Genomic DNA, 21,290 nt, shown 5'->3' with positions numbered 1-21,290 from the left:
TAAACTGGTCTAATGTGTCATTAACGATTTTCTATCATTTTGATTAACATTATTTGCGCAGAACAATAAGAACAGGTTTGGAGCCAACACAATGAAAAAAATGCTACTTTCTCTCGCTGTAGCTTCTGCTCTCGCTGGCTGTGGCAGCGAAGACACGCTCGAAGAAATCAAAACAGAAACCCCAACAGTCATTCCACTATCTACCGTGGTTTTTGACCCAAGTAACGGCGCTGTGTCGGTTCCCAACGACCTGCTATTTAGCGGCACTCAAGACGGTACTTTAGCTATTCCCGGCGAAGGCGATGATTACAGTAGCCCCCAGTTGGCCCTTGGTGCCTTGGACGGCTGGTCGACGCAAACGCCATTTAAAATCGACTTAAAATTTGCATCCGGCGTAAGCTTAGATGCAACCTCGGCAGCCACCCCGGGTAGCGTGCGTATTTTTGAAGTGGTGATGGGCGCAGATCAAAGCTCGCAAAGCTGTGCTGCGGTGCCCGCTGGTATCGCTTGTGAGTTCGTTAAAGAATTAGGCTTCGGCGTAGATTTTATCACCCAGGGTAGTGGTGACGCAGTGGCCGTAGTGCCGTTGAAACCTTTCACGCAAGGCCGCTCTTACATCACGGTATTAACAACCGGTCTCAAAGACAGTGAAGGTCGCGCCATCGCGTCTTCGTCAACTTACGCCTTGGCCAGCGGTGAAGAGCCTTTGGTGACGCCAGAGCAAAAATCACTGCAGGCGGTGCTCAACAGCTATGAAAATGTCATTGTTGGCAGCACAGATTTAAGCAAGGACGATATTATTTATTCGGCGGCCATGACCATGCAATCGGCCGGCGAAATCTTGAATACCATTAAGAGTATCCTGGCGGCCTCAATACAAGAGCCAAGCCTGCCGACGCCTGCGGTGCAAATTCCAGAGCAGCCCCTTATTACCGTGGGTCAGGTCTTCGCCATGCAAGGCATGCAAGATGTGCCTGTGATGTTTAACGCGGTCAGTTATGAAAAAGGCAGCGTGCTGCTTCCTAACTATCTAAAGACTCCTGAAGGCACCGAGCTTAGCGATTTAAACGACATTTACTGGCAGGGTGCCTGCGATAATGCCGTTGCGGTGATGGCCCATAGAGCCAATGTCGGTGAAGCTTTCCCTGAACAACCACAAACGACCGAGGATGCCTTATGTCATGCTCTAAGTGGTGGGTTACTGCGCGATCTGGGTCTAGATGATAAGCGTCATCTCACCAAGTACAATAAGATCCCGAAAGTACAAAGCTACGCCAATGTGCCGGTGCAGATCACCAAGCCGAGCGATTTGGCCACCCTAAACGCCATTCGTGGTCAGTTAGGCTTGCCAGCGATGAGCATGCCTGAAGGCGGTTGGCCCGTGGTTATCTTACAACACGGTATTACCCGTCAAAAAGAAGACATGCTGGCATTAACTGGTGCGCTTAGCCTGCAAGGCTTGGCAACCGTGGCCATAGATTTACCGGCGCACGGTGAGCGCGGTATAGACGTTGACCATGATGGTAAAGACGATTTCAATGCCACCACCGGCTCTATCCTGGCCTATATGAACCTGCAATCCCTGTTGGTAGGCCGTGATAATGTACGTCAATCGACGGCGGATCTATTGGGTCTGCGTTTGGCCTTAAACTTCAGTGGCGACCCTGAACTAAACGCCCAAGACGTGAGCCTGGGTGCCATTTCCATGGGCTCTATCGTGTCGCCGTCGTTCTTGGCCACAACCAATACGCCGCTGGCACCTCAGGTAGACCCATTATTCAAGGTACATACCGCAGCGCTGAGCAGTGGTGGTGGCGGTGCCGCCAGCATCCTACTTAATTCCGATACCTTCGGTCCCTTTATCCAGGGGTCGGTATTGTTAGGCGCAGGTAGCGCAGAATCGGCCGCCTTTAGCGCCTTTATGCAAGGCGATGCCTTGGCCAGCTGTGCTCAGTATGTAGAAAACCAAGAAGCTTATGTAACTTGTAGTTATCAGGCCTTCCTGGCTTCACTGCAAGCTACGGGCGACAGTGCCAGTTTGGCGAACATTCAAGGCCTGGTCAGTGAGTTCTCATTTGCGGCGCAGACCATTATTGATGCCGGCGATCCGACCAACTACGCCATGCGTGTCAATGCTCAGGGTACACCTGTGCTGACAACCGCTGTAGTGGGTGATGGTACAACAACAAAACCCGATACCGTGGTTCCGGTACAAGTGGCAACCAACCCGATTGCCGGTACCATTCCTTTGTCGCTCTTGATGGGCGCAACGGTTGCTACCGAGATGAAAATGACTCCAGAGCCGGCCAGTTACCTGGTACGCTATGCTAAGGGTCACCATGGTTCGCTATTAACCCCAGCTCCAGATCCATCGGCTAGCCTGAGCTCTTCCGCTGAGGAAGATGCGCAAAGCAGCGCCGCGGCTAATGCGGAGATGCAGCGCCAGTTTGCTACATACCTGGCAACTAAAGGTACGGTATTGCCGATTTCAGATGCGTCTGTTATCGCCAAGTAAGCGTATAACTTAGAGATTGAAGCCGTACCCTTAGGGTGCGGCTTTTTTTATGTCGGTACGCTGTGTTACATTGCCTGCATAGTAAATTTAAGAGGAATTTCAGTGGAATACTTGTTTGAATATGGCCTGTTTTTGGCTAAAGCCCTGACCATAGTGGTGGCCATAGGTGTGGTTATTGCTCTTATTGTTGGCGCCGCGGCCAAGCCAAAAACTAAACCCGGCACTTTGGAAGTAGATGATTTATCCGAGCAGATGAAGCAGATAAAGGATGACTTCCTAGACAATACGTTGGATAAAAAAGCGTTAAAGGTACTTAATAAAGAGCGCAAGCAGGCGGCTAAGGAAGAGGCGGACAAAGAGCCCAAGGGGCGGCTTTATGTTATCGACTTTAAAGGCTCTATGGATGCTCATGAAGTTGAGTCCTTGCGCCAGGAAGTGAGCGCCATTATCAGCTTGGCGGATAAGGATAAAGACCAGGTGCTGGTGCGTTTAGAGAGCGGCGGCGGGGTAGTACACGGCTATGGCCTTGGTGCATCGCAATTACAACGTCTTAAAGATGCTGAGATTAAGCTGACCGTGGCCATAGACAAGGTTGCCGCTAGCGGTGGCTATATGATGGCCTGTGTGGCCGATGAAATAATCGCCGCGCCCTTTGCCATCGTCGGCTCTATCGGTGTGATTGCGCAAATCCCTAACTTTAATAAGGTGCTCAAAAAGCACGATATTGACTATGAGCAGATCACCGCGGGTCAATATAAGCGCACCCTGACTCTGTTTGGCGAAAATACCGATGCCGGACGGGAAAAGTTCCGTGAAGAAATAGAGCAAACTCATACTTTATTTAAGCAGTTTGTTGCCGAGCATCGTCCCGCGCTGGATATCGAGCAAGTGGCCACCGGGGAGCATTGGTTTGCCTTGGATGCCCATAACAAGGGTCTGGTGGATAGAATAAGCACCAGTGACGATGAGCTATTAAACCTGGTGAAGGACTACCAAACCTACAAGGTGACCTATAAGCAGAAAAAAGGCCTGGCGGAGAAGGTAGCAAAGAATTTTGCCATCACCATTGAGCAGCTTGGGATGCGCCTTTGGAGTAAGAGCAAAAGTCTTAGGCCTTAATTTTATAGTGTGATAAAAAAGCCTCGCGTGTTGCGAGGCTTTTTTATTTCAGATCACAGCCCGTAGGCCTGAGCCATTAGCTCTTAGCCTTGGGGTTGTATTCTTCAAGTTCCTTGGCCGATTCTAAGTCGTTAAACACGGCTTCATCGAGCTGACCTTCGGACTTGGCTACCACACAAGTCACCATACAGTCGCCGGTCACATTAACCGCGGTGCGGGTCATATCCAGCAGGCGGTCAACACCTATGATCAGGGCGATACCTTCTACCGGCAGGCCAACCTGGTTAAGCACCATGGCCAGCATGATCAGACCAACACCGGGTACGCCAGCTGTGCCTACCGAGGCCAGAGTTGCAGTAAGAATAACCATAAGGTAATCGGATAGTGTCAAATCAACCATAAAGACCTGGGCGATAAATACGGTGGCCACACCCTGCATAATGGCGGTGCCATCCATATTAATGGTGGCGCCCAGAGGCACGGTAAAAGAAGCCACAGAGTTGCTGGCGCCCAGCTTCTTGGTTGCCGTCTCAAGGGTAACCGGCATGGTGGCGCTGGAGCTTGAGGTACTAAAGGCAAACAAGCAGGTGTCTTTCATCTGCGCCAGGAATCTAAATGGACTTAGGCCGGTAAAGACTTTGAAGATAACCGAGTAGTTTATTAAACCATGGATGGCCAGAGCCAAAAGCACCACGCCAAAGTATTTGGCCAGGCTCCAGATCAGTGCGATTTCTATGGTGGTAAAGAGTTTTGCCATCAAACAAAATACCCCGTATGGGGCGATGTTCATAAGTAGGGTCACCAGCTTAAGAATCACATTGTTTAGGTCTTCGAAAATTGCGCTTAAGCGCTGTCCCGCTTCGCCGCTAAGGGCCATGGCGACACCAAAGAGTAAAGAAAAGACGATTACTTGCAGCATGTTGCCATTGGCCATGGCATCAATGGGGTTGGTCGGGAACATGCTGATGATCACCTGCGCCAGGGTGGGGGCCTGTTTGGCATCAAAGCTGGCATCATGAGGCAGGGCGATGCCTTCACCTGGGTTAAACAGCAGCGCCAGGGTGATGGCAACGGTAATGGCAATGGCCGTGGTGGCAAGGTACAAAACGATGGACTTGCCGCCCAAACGCCCCAAAGTTTTCGGATCGCTTAAGTTACAGGTACCGCAAACCAGGGACACAAACACCAAGGGCACCACTAACATTTTTAAGCTGGCGATAAAGATTTGTCCGCCGATATGGAACAGGCCATCAACGAAAAATGCTTTAATTGGCAGGGAAAAAAGCCCTAAGTTCAACAGTAATTCTTGTTCACCGCCGAGGATAAATTTGAACAGGAAGCCAACAAATACTCCCAGTCCCATACCCAGCATAATGCGTGTGGTGAGACTTAATGAACCTTGTGAAGACATAAGTAACGATCAACTTCATTATAATAATTTTGCTATAGCCTATCAGCGAACCGGCTTTAATGCAGCGAAAAACGATAACTTTTTATCAATCTGCGCACTAAATAAGCAGGCCGATAACCCTGATTTTGTGGCTCTGAACACGGGATAAACAATCAGTTTTTATGCTTTAGGAGGTAAATGCAGGGTGCGCGGTTGGCAATTTTGTTTTTATTCCTATATATTTGCCCGGATTTCGTCAGTGGCCGCTATTTTACATAATTCGCCTCTGGTTAAAAGCGCAGCAAGCGCTGGTTAAAAAATCACTGATTGGATAAAAGTTTAGTGTTAAAGCTTGTAACAATGGGTGATAGTAGATATACCTATATTTATTCGTGCCCAGGACAAGGGCAGTCATTATATATAAGAGATGGGTCAACTTAGACTATTATGGGCAAATCGCTAGTCATTGTAGAGTCTCCTGCAAAAGCAAAAACAATCAATAAATACCTGGGTAAGGACTTCATCGTTAAGTCCAGCGTTGGTCATGTCCGTGACTTACCTACGTCTGGCTCGGGTAAAGCCAAAGCACCTGCAGGCAAGTCTCCGGCAGAAGTACGTAAAATGGCGCCGGAGGAAAAGGCGGCCTATAAAAAGAAGCGAGACTACCAAAACCTAGTTGCGCGCATGGGCATAGACCCGGAAAAAGGCTGGCAGCCCCATTATGAAATCCTTCCTGGTAAAGAGAAGGTTGTTCAGGAGCTGAAAAAGCTAGCCCAAGATGCCGATGAAATCTATCTCGCAACCGATTTGGATAGAGAAGGGGAAGCCATTGCTTGGCACCTCGAAGAGATTATCGGTGGCGATAAAGATAAGTATAAGCGCGTGGTGTTTAACGAAATCACCAAAAATGCCATTCAACAAGCCTTCTCAGCTCCTGGCGAACTCAACACCGATATGGTGCAGGCGCAGCAAGCCCGCCGCTTTCTCGACCGTGTAGTGGGCTTTATGGTGTCGCCGCTGTTGTGGCAAAAAGTTGCCCGCGGTTTGTCTGCCGGTCGCGTTCAGTCTGTTGCCGTGCGTTTGTTGGTTGAACGCGAGCGCGAGATCAAGGCCTTTATTCCTCAGGAATTCTGGGATATTCACGCCGATGTTAGCGCCAAGAAAGAAGCCCTGCGCCTGTTGGTGAGCAAACAACAAGGTGAAGCATTCAAACCTGTAAATAAAGAACAGGCCGACGCCGCAACGGCACTTTTACAAGATGCCCGTTATGTGGTCAGCGAAGTAGAAGAAAAGCCGAGCAAGAGCCGTCCGAGTGCCCCCTTTATTACCTCGACCATGCAACAGGCAGCCAGTACGCGCCTGGGCTATGGCGTAAAGAAAACCATGATGTTGGCGCAGCGTCTGTACGAAGCCGGTTATATCACCTATATGCGTACCGACTCGACCAACCTGTCGCAAGACGCGATAAACATGTGTCGCGACTATGTTAACGACAAGTTTGGTGCTAATTATCTGCCGGAAACCGCCAATATTTACAGCGCTAAGGGCAATGCCCAGGAAGCGCACGAAGCTATTCGTCCTTCCGATGTCAATATACTTTCAGGTCATGTAGAAGGCGTCGACGCCGATGCCAAGAAGCTGTATGAACTGATCTGGCGCCAGTTTGTGGCCTGTCAGATGGTACCGGCGCAATACGATTTAACCACCATTCGCGTAGAAGCCGGTGACTTTGAGCTTAAAGCCAAGGGCCGAGTGATGCGTTTTGACGGTTGGACGCGAGTGCAGCCAGCGGTACGTAAGAAAAACGAAGAAGAGCAGGCGCTACCGGCATTAAAAGTCGGTGATGAACTGTCCTTGGTTGAGCTTGACCCGCAGCAGCACTTTACCAAGCCGCCGGCGCGTTTTAGCGAAGCGAGTCTGGTTAAAGAGCTTGAAAAGCGTGGCATTGGTCGTCCTTCTACCTATGCGGCCATTATCAGTACCATTCAGGATCGCGGCTATGTGCGTGTTGAAAACCGTCGCTTCTTTGCCGAGAAAATGGGTGAAATCGTCACCGATCGTCTGCTTGAGAATTTCACCGAGTTGATGAACTATGACTTTACCGCCAAAATGGAAGAACGTCTGGATGATATCGCCGAGGGCGAGCGTCAGTGGACTCAGGTACTGGATAACTTCTACGCCGACTTTAGCAGCCAGCTGAGCATTGCCGGTGGCGATGAAGCCGAAGGCGGCATGCGCCAAAATCAGATGGTGGAAACCGATATCGATTGTCCGACCTGTGGTCGTAAAATGGGTATTCGTACCGCATCAACCGGCGTGTTCTTGGGTTGTACCGGCTATAACCTGCCGCCGAAGGAGCGTTGTACCACCACCATGAATCTTACCCCAGGTGAGGAAGCGGTGAACGCCGATGAGGTGGAAGACGTAGAAACCTCGACCCTGATGCAGATGAAGCGCTGTCCTAAGTGCGAAACGGCGATGGACTCTTACCTTATCGATGAAAACCGTAAACTGCATGTCTGTGGTAATAACCCGGGTTGTAGCGGCTATCTTATTGAACAGGGTCAGTTTAAGCTTAAGGGTTATGATGGTCCCATTATCGAGTGCGATAAATGTGGCAGCGATATGGAGCTGAAAAACGGCCGCTTCGGTAAATACTTCGGCTGTACCAATGAAGAATGTAAAAACACTCGCAAGCTGTTGAAAAATGGTGAGCCGGCGCCACCAAAAGAAGATCCTGTGCACCTGCCGGAACTAGAGTGTGAGAAATCGGACGCCTACTTTGTGTTACGTGACGGCGCTGCAGGTATTTTCCTTGCCGCTTCGACCTTCCCGAAATCAAGGGAAACACGAGCGCCTAAAGTGGAAGAGCTGCGACGCTTCCGTGACCGAATTTCACCGAAATTCTATTACCTTGCCGACGCGCCTAGTGAGGACTCGGATGGTAACCCGGCGATAGTCCGCTTTAGCCGCAAAACCAAGTCTCAGTATGTGATGACAGAGGTAGATGGTAAGGCCACGGGTTGGAAGGCAACCTATGAGCATGGCAAATGGGTGGTGGAAGAAAAGCAAAAAGCCGCTGCTAAAAAGGCCAAATAGGGCTCGCAGTAAGTCCATCTAACTCGCTATAAAAAAAGCCGCTCTGGATTCCAGGCGGCTTTTATTTTCCCCTAGGCTTATAGCAAGCGTTTGAAAGCGCTTGCTATGAATAAGCTAAGTGGTTATTTGATATCTACTTTTTCTACAGTTTGATAGCCCGCTGAGGTCAACTCCTCATTGACGCAGTCCAAAACATACTTGTACAAGCCTTGCTCGTCGATGTCATCTTCCCTGGCCCAGTCTAGGCACATCTGCGTGTACTCCTTGATCGTCTCCGCGGGGGCGACTGGTAAATCATCACTGGCGTAAGCATTGCTTAAGCTAATAGCAAATAACACACTTAAAACTTGGCATTTCATATTCTTATCCTCTAGGAATTAATATCGTTGCCATGGTTGCCAAGGGCAAAACCATTCAACATGGCTGTATTTTTAGCTCAGTGTTGGTACTTAGAAAAGTGAGTTATTTTTATCGTTAGGATAAAGAAAATCGCCGTTATGCAAGGTAAGATTTGCCGATAAAAAAAGAGCACCTTAGGGTGCTCTTGTGGGTGTGCGCTAGTCACTGTGAATCTTGTTGACCGGTTTTAAGCTTGCTTAAAGCGTGCTTAAAGCGTGCTTAAAGCTGCGCGAACCAGCAACCAAAGCCAGGCAGAGTCAGGGTGTTGCCCTCAAGCGTGCCGGTGTGATGGCTAAGCTGGTTAAACTGCTGCACAGGCTGTGCCTCTAGGTCTATCTGTGCGCTCTGCGCTGCCAGGTTGAAGTAACACAGCAGGGTTTTGCCCTGATGCTGACGACGAAACGCTAAGATTGGCTCATCGCTGTCAATAAAGGCGATATCGCCTTCAAGCAATACGCTCTGACTGCGACGCCAATGCATAAACTCTTGATAGGCCTTAAGGATAGAGTCCTGCTCTTGCTGTTGTGAGGCCACATTGTTTACCAGGTGGGCAGGGCTCAGTGGCAGCCAGGGCTTGGCACTGCTAAAGCCGCCTTGTTCAGTGTCTTGCCAAGGCATGGGCGTACGACAACCGTCACGGCCTTTAAAGTTTGGCCAGAAGGTGATGCCATAAGGGTCTTGTAGATCTTCAAACGCCACGCTGGCTTCGCCCAGACCCAGTTCTTCACCTTGATACATGCACACACTGCCGCGCAGTGACGCTAGGAGTGCGGTCAACATTTTCACCTGCTGTTGCTGTATTTCGCCGCTTGGTGACCAGCGGCTGGCAACGCGCTCCACATCATGGTTGCTAAAGGCCCAGCACGGCCAGCCTTCAAGCATACGCGCTTCTAAGGTTTCCACCGTGGTGCGAATGTATGCACTGCTGTAGTCATTGGTTAGCAACTCAAAGCTGTAACCCATGTGCAGTTTGTCGCCACCTGAGGTGTACTCGGCCATGGTCGCTAAGGAGTCTTCCGAAGAGATCTCACCCAGCGCTACTGTGCCTGGGTACTTGTCGAGCAGGGCCCGGATATCGCGCATAAACTCTAGGTTTTCTGGCTGTGTATTATTGTAATAGTGGTATTGGAAGGCGTAAGGGTTATCTTCGCTAAAGCCACGACCCTGACGTTTTTCCTTCGGCTTGGCCGGATTGTCACGGAGCTGGGCATCGTGATAGCAGAAATTAATGGCATCCAAACGGAAACCATCAACGCCTTTTTCCAACCAGAACTCAACATTATCGAGTACCGCTTTACGTACGTCCGGGTTATGGAAGTTAAGATCCGGTTGCTCGGTTAAGAAGTTATGCAAATAATACTGACCGCGACGGGGCTCCCATTGCCATGCCGGACCGCCGAAAATAGACAACCAGTTGTTCGGCTGAGTGCCGTCTTCGTTGGCATCGGCCCACACATACCAGTCGGATAAGTCATTGTCTTTGCTTTCGCGGCTTGCTAAGAACCAAGGGTGCTGATCTGAGGTATGACTTAATACCTGATCGATAATAATCTTGATGTCACGTTTATGGGCTTCGGCTATCAGCTCATCGAAGTCAGCAAGGTCGCCAAACAGGGGGTCGATATCGCGGTAGTCGCTAATATCATAGCCAAAGTCTTTCATCGGAGACTTAAAAAACGGCGAGATCCACACGGCATCCACGCCGAGATCGTTAATATAGTCTAAGCGGTTGATAATACCGCGAAGATCGCCAATGCCATCGCCATTGGTGTCTTGAAAACTGCGGGGATAAATTTGGTAAATAACCGCACCTTTCCACCATTGTGGGTTTGCCATATCACACTCCAGATGAAAACCTAATTAGTCAAACTGAGAAAAGAATACGGCATGCTACAAAGGCTTGTAAAAGAACTGCATACGTATGCATTGTGGATACGTATGCAGAAAAAGAAGCAAAAGCCTCCTATTGGGCTGCAAAAGGGGCTGGAAGTAACTCAAACCAAGTTTACCAATGGGGAAAATAAATTACTTGGTTGTCATAAATGCAATAATGAGAATGCACTGAATTTGGGCGTTGCGGCAGGGTTTTGCACCAGCATGGTGTAATTTTATTTTGGTCTGACCAATTAACACTGTGTCGAGCGTATAAATCAAGGCTTGGGCTTGAGCAAACCAAGTGGTGACAGAGGTCGGGCTTTTATTAACATTTACCCTGTTGTAATGGCTTCTTATTTGCCACCCAAGACGTTTACAAATGCGTCCTCGCTGCAGGGTGCGTCAGTGGGCGTTATGGCTATAATGATGTAACAGTTGTTGTAACCTTAATGTTAATAAAATACCTGTTGCGGGGCCTGAATACGTATGCATAAATTTGTTATTAATTTAGCACGGGAGTTAGTATTTTTTGTGACAACAACATGAGCCAACTTGGTGCAGCGCTAACTTCCACCTCGTTCGGCCACACATTATGGTTAATTGGGGTAAAACAGTATGTCTATGTTCAAACCAAGTATGCTAACTCTTGCGCTGATCAGCGCCGGGGTTGCCAGTAGCAATGTTGCGTTGGCGCAAGAAAATGACGCCGCGAACATCGAAGAGCAACAAAAGGTTGAAGTGATCGAAGTGCGCGGTTTCCGCCGCAGCGTCGCCGAGTCAATCAACACCAAGCGTTTCGCCAACGAAGTGGTAGAGTCTATTTCTGCCGAAGACATTGGTAAGCTACCGGATTCATCTATTGCCGAGTCAATCGCGCGTCTACCGGGTCTAACTGCCCAGCGCCTAGATGGCCGTGCATCACGCGTTAGCGTACGTGGTTTTAGCGAAAACGAAAGCGCCACTACCTTTAATGGTCGCGAGCAGGTTTCAATCAGCGATAACCGTGGTGTTGAGTTCGACCTGTATCCTTCTGAGATCATGAGCGGCGTAACCGTATATAAAACACCGAGTGCCTCGATTGAAGCCGAAGGCATCGCCGGTGTGATCGACATGCAAACCGTACGTCCTTTAAGCAAGGGCGAGCAGGTTATCCAATTCAATGGTCAATTTGAGCAAACCAGTTTCGATAAGTTAAACCCGGATGGCGACGATAAAGGTTTCCGTGGCACCATCTCTTATATCGATCAATTTGCCGATGATACCTTGGGTGTGGCCTTTGCGTACACCACCATGAGCTCGCCTAACCAGGAAAAGCGTTGGAACTCATGGGGTTACCCTGATGTTGAAACGCCCGATGGCAACACCTATTCTATCCTGGGCGGCGCCAAACCTTTCGTTCGCTCTTCTACACTAGAGCGCGACTCGGCCATGTTGGTGCTTGAATATGCGCCGACCAGCGACCTGAACATGACCTTTGACGCCCTGTATGTGGATTTCTCTGATGAGAAGATCCTCCGTGGTATCGAGGTACCTTTTGCCTGGGGTCAGGGTACCAGAACACCACTGGTCGTTGATGATGAAACGGGATTTGTTACCAGTGCAATTACCCAAGGTCAGCGCGTTGTCGTACGTAACGACTTTGAAGAGCGTAAGGCCGAGCTTACTCAGTTTGGTTTTAATCTTGAGTATCAAGTAAGTGATGAATGGTCGGTTGAATTCGACGCCAGCCGCTCTGAAGTAGACCGTCAGGTATGGAGTATCGAAAGTTATTCGGGTACTGGTCGCGGCGACAACAATGGCGTAGCCGATGATTTGGGCTACACCTTCAACAGTGGCAACACAGGCGCCCAGTTTACTCATGGTCTGGATTACAGTGACTTTAACCTGATCCAACTAGGTGGCCCGCTATCCTGGGGTCACAGCGCCGCATTAAATAATCACTACGGCCTGACTGGCACTGAGTATCAAAATACCGCTCAAGATGGCTTTATTAATGCGCCGGAAGTTGAAGATGAACTGACGACGTTAAAACTAGCGGCCAAAAAGCTGCTCGACAACGAATATATCAATAGCATAGATTTTGGTATCTCGTACCGTGACCGTGAAAAGACCAAGCTGTCTGAAGGTTACTTTATGACGCTTGCGGATTTCTCATTGAGCAACCCAGGCATGCTAGTGGTACCAGAGCAATACCGTTTAGGTACAGCCGATCTTAGCTTTATCGGCATGGGCGAGATGATCGCTTACGATACCCGCGCCCTTGTTGACGACGGTTATTATAATCTAATGGCCGAGAGCCTGACCGATTCTAAGCACTTAACGCGTTCTTGGACAGTGCAAGAAGAAGTGACGGCCGCCTTTGTGCAAGCCAATATCGATGCCGCTTTGGGCGATGTGCCAGTGACAGGTAATGTTGGTCTGCGTTATGTACGCACCGAGCAATCGTCACAAGGTTATGCCTTTAGCGTTGACGCCGATGGCCTAGTAGTGGCAGAGCCAACCGATATCAGTCACGATTACTCACACTTGTTACCTAGCATCAACCTGAACTTTGCCATTACAGAAGATCAAACCGTACGTTTTGGTGCAGCTAAGACTATTTCTCGTGCTCGTCTGGATGAAATGAATGCCTCTATCGATGCCTCATACAATCCGGATCGACCTGATGAAAACGGTAATCACTGGTCTGTATCCGGTGGTAACCCATCGCTGGAGCCAAAAGAAGCAACAGGTTTTGACTTAAGCTATGAAAACTACTTCAGTGATGAAGGCTACTTCTCCGTTGCCGTGTTCTACAAGGACCTGAACGAGTGGATTTTCGACGGTATTTATGAAGCGGATATGAGCGGCACTGCCGATCCGGCCACTGGTCTAGTGCCGGAGCACAGCACGGCGACCGGCTCGGGTAAAATCAATGGCGGTGGCGGCGACCTATGGGGTTACGAACTATCACTTGCGCTGCCGTTCAATCTTTTTGCCGATGAGCTTGAAGGTTTTGGTTTACTGGCCAGCCACACAGGCGTAGAGCAGGATGTGGAAACCCCTAACGGTGATGAATATGAACTGCCGGGTCTGTCTGATAGTATTCAAAGCTTTACTCTTTACTATGAGCGTTATGGTTTCAGTGCCCGTACCAGCATGCGTAAGCGTAGCGACTTTAAAGGCGATATCTATGGCCCTGGTTTCTCAACCGATCAGGTTGCTATCCAAGGCGAGACCATTTGGGATGCGCAAATCGGTTATGACTTCGGTGAGTCGGGTATTGCCGGCCTAGAAGGTCTGGAAATGACCTTCCAGGTACAAAACATCACCGAAGAGCCGTTTGTATCACTGCAAGGTGATAACTCGCTGCAAGTACGTGACTACCAGGATTATGGTCGTACTTACTTGCTGGGCTTCAAGTATGAGCTATAACTCTTAACTGAAGTTAAAAAAAGCCCTTGAATTTTCAAGGGCTTTTTCACAGGAGCAGGATAATGGCGGAAGTGAAAAAGGTATTGATCCTCGGTGGTGGTACCGCTGGTTGGCTTAGTGCGGCCTTATTGGCAAAACTGATGGGCGAGCGTCTGGATATTACCCTGGTGGAGTCGACGCAAATTGGCACAGTAGGGGTAGGCGAAGCCACCATTCCCCCGATAGTCGCTTTTAATCAGGCCCTTGGCATAGACGAGCAAACCCTGGTAGAGTGCACCAGCGCCACCATTAAACTGGGTATTGAGTTCGAAAACTGGGGGCAGGTGGGCGAGCGCTATATGCATGCCTTTGGCTCACTCGGTAAGGCGTTTCCCTTTTGTGACTTCCACCATATTTTTCATGCCGCAAAAGAGCAGGGTTACAGCGGCTCGCTGTGGGATTACTCATTAAATTATCAGGCTGCCAAAGCCGAGCGTTTTACACCCTTGGCACAGATACCCGGTACACAATTGCCCGGCACCCAACATGCCTATCATTTCGATGCTTCACTTTATGCCCAATTGTTACGTGAGCGTGCCGAGGCCATGGGTGTGACGCGCATAGATGCCAAGGTGATGCAGGTGAGTCAGCATAACAACGGCGATATTCGCGCCCTGACGCTCGACAACGGCAGCGAGATTGAAGCCGACTTGTTTATCGATTGCAGCGGCCTGCGTGCTTTGCTTATCGAGCAAACCCTGGGAGTGGGCTTTGAAGACTGGGGCCACTGGTTGCCGTGCGACCGTGCCATTGCGGTGCAATGCGAATTGCCCGAAGGGCACAGCCCTAAACCTTATACCCGGGCCATCGCCCGCGAGTGTGGCTGGCAGTGGCAAATCCCGCTACAACATCGCATGGGTAACGGTTTGGTGTATTGCTCCCGGTATATGGATGAGCAGCAGGCAATGACCCAGTTGCTTGAAAACCTGCCGGGTAAGCCCATTACCGAGCCCAGGGTTATTAAATTTCGCACCGGGCAGCGACGCAAACAGTGGCAAAACAATGTGGTGGCCATTGGCCTCAGCAGTGGCTTCTTGGAGCCCTTGGAGTCCACCAGTATTCACCTTATTCAAACGGCGATTATTCGACTGGTTAAACATTTCCCCCAGAGGGAGATTAGCACTGAGGCGCGGGATTCCTATAATCGGCAATTTAGTACGGAAATGGCGCAAATTCGCGATTTTATCATTCTCCACTATGCCTTGAACCAACGCCAAGACAGCGCCTTTTGGCGCCACTGCCAAAGCATGGAATTGCCGGAGTCTTTAACGCAAAAGCTGGAACTGTTTAAAAAAACGGGTACGGTATTTCGCTATCAGGATGAGCTGTTCGCCGAGGTTGCCTGGCAGCAGGTGTTGCTTGGACAAAATTGCTGGCCGCAGCAACATCATCCCTTGGCAGAGCAATTTAGCGCCGAGCAGCGCGGCGAATTGTTGGCCAGTTTGCGCACCTTAATTGAGCGCACAGTGGCACAAATGCCGAGCCACCAGGATTATCTCGGTACCTTAGTAAAAGGCGCCAAACAAGGGCGCTGATACTCGCCTGAATCCGCGGATAATATGGCACCGGACTGGTTTGAATACGTATGCACGCCATACCCAAGCGGGTCCAGAGCACGTAATATTTTTGTCATAACAAAAGATAAATAAAGTAAGCGAATGATAAATAGCAAGTTGAAAACGCCGTTATTGGCACTGTCGCTCAGCGCCGTGCTTGTCGCCTGTGGCCAGCCGCCACAACAACAAGACACAAGCACTGAAAGCACCGCAGAGCAGGGCATGCAGCAGATGCAAAAGCCCGTGGTCTATCAGGTATTTACCCGTTTATTTGGTAATACCAAGAGCACCAATGAACCCTGGGGCACGCTGGAGCAAAACGGCGTCGGTAAATTTGCGGATTTCAATGATGCGGCGCTTATAGGCATTAAAGAATTAGGTGTGACTCATATCTGGTATACCGGTGTTTTGCACCATGCCATGGTGACCGACTACAGCGATTTTGGCCTGCCAAGCGATGATCCAGACGTGGTTAAAGGCCGCGCCGGCTCGCCCTATGCCATTAAGGATTACTACAATGTGAATCCGGACTTGGCATCCAAACCCGCCGACCGCCTGCGTGAATTTGAAGAGCTGATCGCACGCACCCATAAGCATGGCATGAAGGTGATCATCGACATAGTGCCCAATCATGTCGCCCGCGATTATCATTCCGTCAGCAAGCCTCAGGGCACTGCAGATTTCGGTGCCAATGACGATACCAGTGTCGCTTATAAGCGCGACAACAACTTCTATTATGTGGCCGGTGAGGACTTTATTGTTCCCCAAGACACCAACTATCAGGTGCTGGGCGGCCAAAGCCACCCGCTTGCGGACGGTAAATTTGCCGAAAGCCCGGCGAAATGGACAGGTAATGGTGCTCGCAAGGCCCAGCCGGATATTAACGACTGGTATGAAACGGTAAAGATCAACTATGGCGTCAAGCCGGATGGCAGCTATGACTTCCCCCGTTTGCCGGATAACTACGCCGAGCTGGATTATCGTGCCCATTATGCCTTTTGGCAGGAGCAGGAGCTGCCCGATAGCTGGTATAAGTTCCGCGATATCACCCAATACTGGCTCGAAAAGGGCGTCGATGGCTTCCGCTACGATATGGCGGAAATGGTGCCGGTGGAATTTTGGAGCTTTTTAAACTCCTCCATCAAGATGAGCAACCCGGATGCCTTCTTGCTGGCCGAGGTTTATAACCCCGAGCTGTACCGCCCTTATATTCATTTAGGCAAGATGGATTACCTGTACGACAAGGTCGGTTTCTACGACAGCCTTAAGGCCATTATTCAAGGTAAAGCAGAGGCCAGCGAGCTGCTGGCAACGCACCAAGAGGTGGCAGATATTGAACAGCATATGCTGCACTTTTTGGAAAACCACGATGAGCAGCGCCTGGCGAGCCCGGATTTTGCTGGCGATATGCGCTGGGGCAAGCCGGCGATGACGGTCTCAACCCTGATTGGGCGCTCACCTAGCATGCTGTATTTCGGCCAAACCGTGGGCGAAGACGGCTCTGAAGAGCCGGGATTCGGCGACCCAACGCGCACCAGTATTTTTGATTATATCGGCGTGCCCGCGCATCAGCAGTGGATGAATGGCGGCAAGTTCGACGGCGGCGCGCTTAACGATGAGCAGCGTGCGCTGCGCCAGTTTTATATAGATTTGATGGCGCTTAATTCTCTTCCTGCAATTGTCGCCGGTGAGCTGATCCCAGTGCCAAACTCGGCGCCCCATGCAGTGATCAGTTTTGAGCGCAGGCTAGGCGATCAGCGTATTGTCGTGGTTGCTAACTTTGGCAAGCATCCGGTGTTTGTGGATATTGAGCCAGAGGAAGCCATGGTCGGGAAAACCCTCCTGGGTACGGATCCTCTGTATTTAGATAAGGAAATTCCAATCAAGTTGCCATATCAGGGCGTTACCGTGTTTCAGATGGGGATCCAAGTAGATGAATATTGAAAGGCCTAGCCTGAGCTTCTGGCAAATTTGGAACATGTGTTTGGGCTTTATGGGCATACAATTCGGCTTTGCCCTGCAAAATGCCAATGTCAGTCGTATTTTCCAAACCCTGGGTGCCGATATCGATGATATTCCCATTCTTTGGGTCGCAGCGCCTTTAACCGGTTTGATCGTACAGCCGATCATCGGCTATATGAGCGATAAAACCTGGGGACGCTTAGGCCGTCGTCGTCCTTACTTTTTCTATGGTGCCATAGTGACCACGGCAGCACTTCTGGTAATGCCGAACTCGCCAACTCTGTGGGTTGCCGCCGGTATGCTGTGGATTATGGACGCGTCCATTAACGTTACCATGGAGCCGTTTCGTGCCTTAGTGGGCGATAATCTGCCGAATAAACAGCGGGCCCTGGGTTATTCGCTGCAAAGCTTCTTTATCGGCATAGGCGCCGTGGTGGCCTCAAGTCTGCCTTGGATTCTGAGTAACTGGTTTGATGTCAGCAATACTGCCGCTGCCGGGGTGATCCCTGAGTCGGTGCAATATGCCTTCTATATTGGCGGTGCCTTCTTATTGGTGAGCGTGATGTGGACAGTGTTTACCACCAAGGAATACAGTCCAGAGCAGTTGGCGGCGTTTGAAAAGAGCGAAGCGCATCTTGAGAGCGACACGCAAAAGCAAGAGATTAATTTTGGCCGCACCATGAGCATCAGTGGTGTGATTGGCGTGTCTATTATCGCCTTGGTGACGGCCCTAGATCTGGAAAAAGAGCTGTATCTGCTGGGCGCCGGACTAGTGGCCTTTGCCTTGTTGCAAGGCATTGCCCTGTGGCAGCGAGCGAAGGAATACACAGAAAACGGCTTTTTCGCCGTGGTTTACGATGTTTTCACCATGCCAACGGCCATGCGCCAGCTGGCCTGGGTGCAGTTTTTCAGCTGGTTCTCACTGTTTGCCATGTGGATTTATACCACGGCGGCGGTAACCAGTTACCACTACGATACCTTAGATGTGACTTCCAAGGCCTATAACGACGGTGCCGACTGGGTGGGGGTACTGTTTGCCGCCTACAATGGTTTTGCCGCTTTGGCTGCCTTGATTATTCCTATCATGGTTAAGCGCATGGGCATACGTTTGACCCATGCGCTGAATCTTATCTTAGGCGCGGCGGCGCTAATCAGCTTTATGTTTATTGCAGATCCAAGCTGGTTGATGTTGCCCATGGTAGGCATAGGTTTTGCCTGGGCGTCGATTCTCTCTTTACCTTACGCCATGCTATCGACCACTTTGCCGAGCGCAAAAATGGGGGTCTACATGGGTATTTTTAACTTCTTTATCGTTATTCCACAGTTGCTCGCGGCCAGCATCCTGGGTCTTATTCTCAAGCATGGGTTCGCCAACCAGCCTATTTATGCCTTAGTGATTGGCGGCATTTCCTTTGTCCTAGGTGCCATCGCGGTTAGTCGAGTCAAATTAGTAAAATAATAAGGGGACACTCAGTGAAAGTTTTAAATTCAATTATGGCGGCCATGCTGGTCGCAGGGCTGACGGGCTGTAACAGCGCCGAGCAGCAAACAACTCAGGTACAGGCGGTAGCGCCGGGTGCTCCTGGTGACACCCCTTATTGGGCCTATTCGGGCAAAACCGGCATAGGCACCTCATTTGAGGCCTATGACAATGGTCAATACAGCGACCAAGCCAGTACAGGCGCCGTGTCTAAGGTGTGGTTCTCCCTGGCGAAAGGCATGATCACCGAAACCATGTTTGGCCTTATCCACCAGGCGCAAATTCGCGATATGCAGTTTATTGTCACCGGCGATGACTTTGTGGTCAGCGAGCAAGATGGCTTAAAAAACACGGTTGAGTACCTGGATACCGACGAGCAAGGCCGTCCGCTTTCTTTGGCCTACCGGGTAACCAGTGAAGATGAGCAGGGGCGTTTTCGTATTATCAAGGATATCTTTACCGATCCGGATGCTCAGTCACTGATGGTGCGTGTGCGCTTTGAAGCAAACCAGCCTGGCCTAAGCGCCCATGTGCAGGTTAACCCCTATGTAAATAATGATGGCTTAAATGACAGCGCCAAGGTGGCCGGCGATGCATTGCTTGCCTACAGCCAAGGCAAACACTTCTTAAGCCTGCAAAGCAAACAGGGCCTAAAAGATGCTTCGGTAGGCTTTTTCGGTCAAGCGACCGTTTAACCCAGCTCAATAAAGGTAATAGCTTTGCCCGCTACACCAGCACCGGCGAGCAAACCGGGAACGTCACCATGAGTGCGACCCTGGGTGAGATTAAAGAAGGTACCGAATTTGATTTGGTACTGAGCTATGGCAACACGGAGCAAAACGCTCTGGCCGAGGGGCAAAAGACCCTGAGTCGAGGCTATGACACAGTATTGGCGCATTACAATGGCGAAGGCGACTTTATTGGCTGGCAGGACTATTTGCAAAGCCTGTCTGTAACAGATTTATATGCTGCGACCAAAGACGGCGGCAAGCTGCTTAACACCAGTGCTCTTGTGCTTAAAGCGCAGGAAGATAAAACCCATGCTGGCGCGCTTATTGCGTCCTTGTCGAACCCTTGGGGTGATACGGTCAAAGCCGAGCAGGGGCACACAGGCTATAAGGCGGTTTGGGTGCGTGATTTCTATCAGGTGGCCATGGCGTTTTTGGCCATGGGCGACAGTGACACCGCCAAGGCTGCATTCAACTACCTGCCTAAGGTTCAGGTGCGTGAAAACACGCCCGGCAATCAGGGCGACAGTGGCTGGTTCTTACAAAAGACCCATGTTGATGGTGAGTTGGAATGGGTGGGTGTTCAGCTGGATCAAACCGCCATGCCTATTATGCTGGCGTGGAAACTTTACCAGGGTGAGGTACTCACCAAGGAAGAGCTAAGCAACTGGTATGCAGATATGCTTAAACCTGCCGCCGACTTTCTCGTTGACGGTGGCCTGGCGAAAATTCTTTGGAATGATGTGCAGATCACCCCGCCGTTAACCCAACAAGAGCGTTGGGAAGAGCAGGCCGGTTATTCGCCCTCAACCACGGCCGCGGTCATTGCGGGCCTTATCAGTGCCGCGGAAATCGCCAAGCTCAGCGGCGATGATAAAAATGCTGCACGTTACCTAGCAACGGCCAAACAATATAACCAGGACGTTGAAGCCCTGATGTTTACTACCAAGGGTACGCTCAAGGGCGACAATGCCAATGGCCGTTATTTTGTGCGTATCGCTCAGGACCTGAATGCCAATGCCGATACCAAGTTGGCCGCCAACAATGGCCGTCAGGGCATGGATAAGAAGCAGATCCTCGATGGCGGTTTCCTGGAGCTGGTGCGTTATGGCGTACGTGCAGCAAGCAGTGACTCGGTACTCGAATCACTGCCGGAGTACGATGACCAAACCCTAGCGGAAAACCTGCGCGTTAAATACAGCTTCACCGATGCCGAAGGCGAGGCCTTCCCGGGCTGGCGCCGTTACGGTAACGATGGCTATGGTGAAGATGAAAAACGTGGTACCAACTACGCCGAGGGTGGAGTGAATAGCGATGGTCAACGCGGTCGCGTATGGCCCTTCTTTACCGGTGAGCGCGGTCACTATGAAATTGCCGTGGCGCAATCGCTAACAGGCGACGCTGCGGCGCAGAAGTATGCGGATATCCAGCAAACCTATGTACGCGGTATGGAAGGCTTTGCCAATAAGGGCATGATGCTACCCGAGCAGGTATGGGATGGCGTTGGCGTTAACCCCTTCGGTTATGAGATGGGGCAGGGCACCAACTCGGCCACACCTCTGGCATGGACTCACGCCGAATACGTGAAACTGCTGCGCTCACTAAGCGATAAACGGGTGTGGGATCACTATCCTGTGGTAGAGCAAAAACTTAAGCAAGATTAATTGGGCTGCGACCAATTAGACAAAAAATGCCGCCTATATTTATAGGCGGC

11 protein-coding genes and 1 pseudogene are annotated in these 21,290 nt (G+C 50.5%); 9 read left to right on the top strand and 3 right to left on the bottom strand.

Going from position 1 to position 21,290, the window contains the following annotated elements; genetic code table 11:
* Nucleotides 1-91 precede the first annotated feature (91 nt).
* Both C2M35_RS07810 and sohB read left to right on the top strand, forming a co-directional pair.
* On the top strand, nucleotides 92-2,515 hold the full coding sequence (locus C2M35_RS07810) for a VolA/Pla-1 family phospholipase (RefSeq protein WP_105265024.1): 2,424 nt from the start codon (nucleotides 92-94) through the stop codon (nucleotides 2,513-2,515).
* A 102-nt stretch (nucleotides 2,516-2,617) separates the two neighbouring features.
* Nucleotides 2,618-3,634 carry a protease SohB gene (gene sohB, locus C2M35_RS07805; protein WP_105199212.1) on the top strand — a complete coding sequence of 339 codons (1,017 nt, stop codon included), beginning with the start codon at nucleotides 2,618-2,620 and terminating at the stop codon, nucleotides 3,632-3,634.
* A 76-nt stretch (nucleotides 3,635-3,710) separates the two neighbouring features.
* Here sohB and C2M35_RS07800 read toward each other — a convergent pair whose 3' ends face one another.
* Nucleotides 3,711-5,045, bottom strand: a complete 1,335-nt coding sequence (locus tag C2M35_RS07800; protein ID WP_105199213.1) for a dicarboxylate/amino acid:cation symporter — start codon at nucleotides 5,043-5,045, stop codon at nucleotides 3,711-3,713.
* Between the two features lie 426 nt (nucleotides 5,046-5,471).
* On the opposite strand from C2M35_RS07800, the gene topA reads away from it, so the two are divergent.
* Nucleotides 5,472-8,123: a type I DNA topoisomerase gene (topA, locus tag C2M35_RS07795; RefSeq protein WP_105199214.1), complete on the top strand. Its 2,652-nt coding sequence runs from the start codon at nucleotides 5,472-5,474 to the stop codon at nucleotides 8,121-8,123.
* A gap of 122 nt (nucleotides 8,124-8,245) precedes the next feature.
* On the opposite strand, the gene C2M35_RS07790 is transcribed toward topA, so the two are convergent.
* Both C2M35_RS07790 and C2M35_RS07785 read right to left on the bottom strand, forming a co-directional pair.
* Nucleotides 8,246-8,482 (bottom strand): hypothetical protein, encoded by a 237-nt coding sequence (locus C2M35_RS07790; protein ID WP_105199215.1) that lies wholly within the window; start codon nucleotides 8,480-8,482, stop codon nucleotides 8,246-8,248.
* Between the two features lie 259 nt (nucleotides 8,483-8,741).
* On the bottom strand, nucleotides 8,742-10,358 hold the full coding sequence (locus tag C2M35_RS07785; RefSeq protein ID WP_105265023.1) for an alpha-glucosidase family protein: 1,617 nt from the start codon (nucleotides 10,356-10,358) through the stop codon (nucleotides 8,742-8,744).
* A gap of 102 nt (nucleotides 10,359-10,460) precedes the next feature.
* On the opposite strand from C2M35_RS07785, the gene C2M35_RS07780 reads away from it, so the two are divergent.
* The 6 genes and pseudogenes from C2M35_RS07780 to C2M35_RS07755 all read left to right on the top strand — a co-directional run bounded on the left by C2M35_RS07780 (nucleotide 10,461) and on the right by C2M35_RS07755 (nucleotide 21,240).
* Nucleotides 10,461-10,628: a hypothetical protein gene (locus C2M35_RS07780; protein WP_158677940.1), complete on the top strand. Its 168-nt coding sequence runs from the start codon at nucleotides 10,461-10,463 to the stop codon at nucleotides 10,626-10,628.
* 384 nt (nucleotides 10,629-11,012) lie between these two features.
* Nucleotides 11,013-13,811, top strand: a complete 2,799-nt coding sequence (locus tag C2M35_RS07775; RefSeq protein WP_105265022.1) for a TonB-dependent receptor — start codon at nucleotides 11,013-11,015, stop codon at nucleotides 13,809-13,811.
* 62 nt (nucleotides 13,812-13,873) lie between these two features.
* Nucleotides 13,874-15,385: a tryptophan halogenase family protein gene (locus C2M35_RS07770; protein ID WP_105265021.1), complete on the top strand. Its 1,512-nt coding sequence runs from the start codon at nucleotides 13,874-13,876 to the stop codon at nucleotides 15,383-15,385.
* Between the two features lie 123 nt (nucleotides 15,386-15,508).
* Nucleotides 15,509-17,350 (top strand): alpha-amylase family glycosyl hydrolase, encoded by a 1,842-nt coding sequence (locus tag C2M35_RS07765; RefSeq protein ID WP_105265020.1) that lies wholly within the window; start codon nucleotides 15,509-15,511, stop codon nucleotides 17,348-17,350.
* Entirely contained in the window at nucleotides 17,340-18,827 is a 1,488-nt protein-coding gene (locus tag C2M35_RS07760; RefSeq protein WP_105265019.1) for an MFS transporter, read from the top strand. Before C2M35_RS07765 ends, C2M35_RS07760 begins: the two co-directional genes overlap by 11 nt.
* A gap of 14 nt (nucleotides 18,828-18,841) precedes the next feature.
* Nucleotides 18,842-21,240 (top strand): annotated as a pseudogene (locus C2M35_RS07755) (glucan 1,4-alpha-glucosidase).
* Nucleotides 21,241-21,290: the final 50 nt, after the last annotated feature.

Origin of the sequence: Pseudoalteromonas sp. T1lg76, assembly GCF_002964725.1 — a bacterium.
Lineage (GTDB): Bacteria > Pseudomonadota > Gammaproteobacteria > Enterobacterales > Alteromonadaceae > Pseudoalteromonas.
The sequence above is the reverse complement of the archived record's forward strand: the minus strand, read 5'-3'. Positions and strand labels throughout refer to the sequence as shown.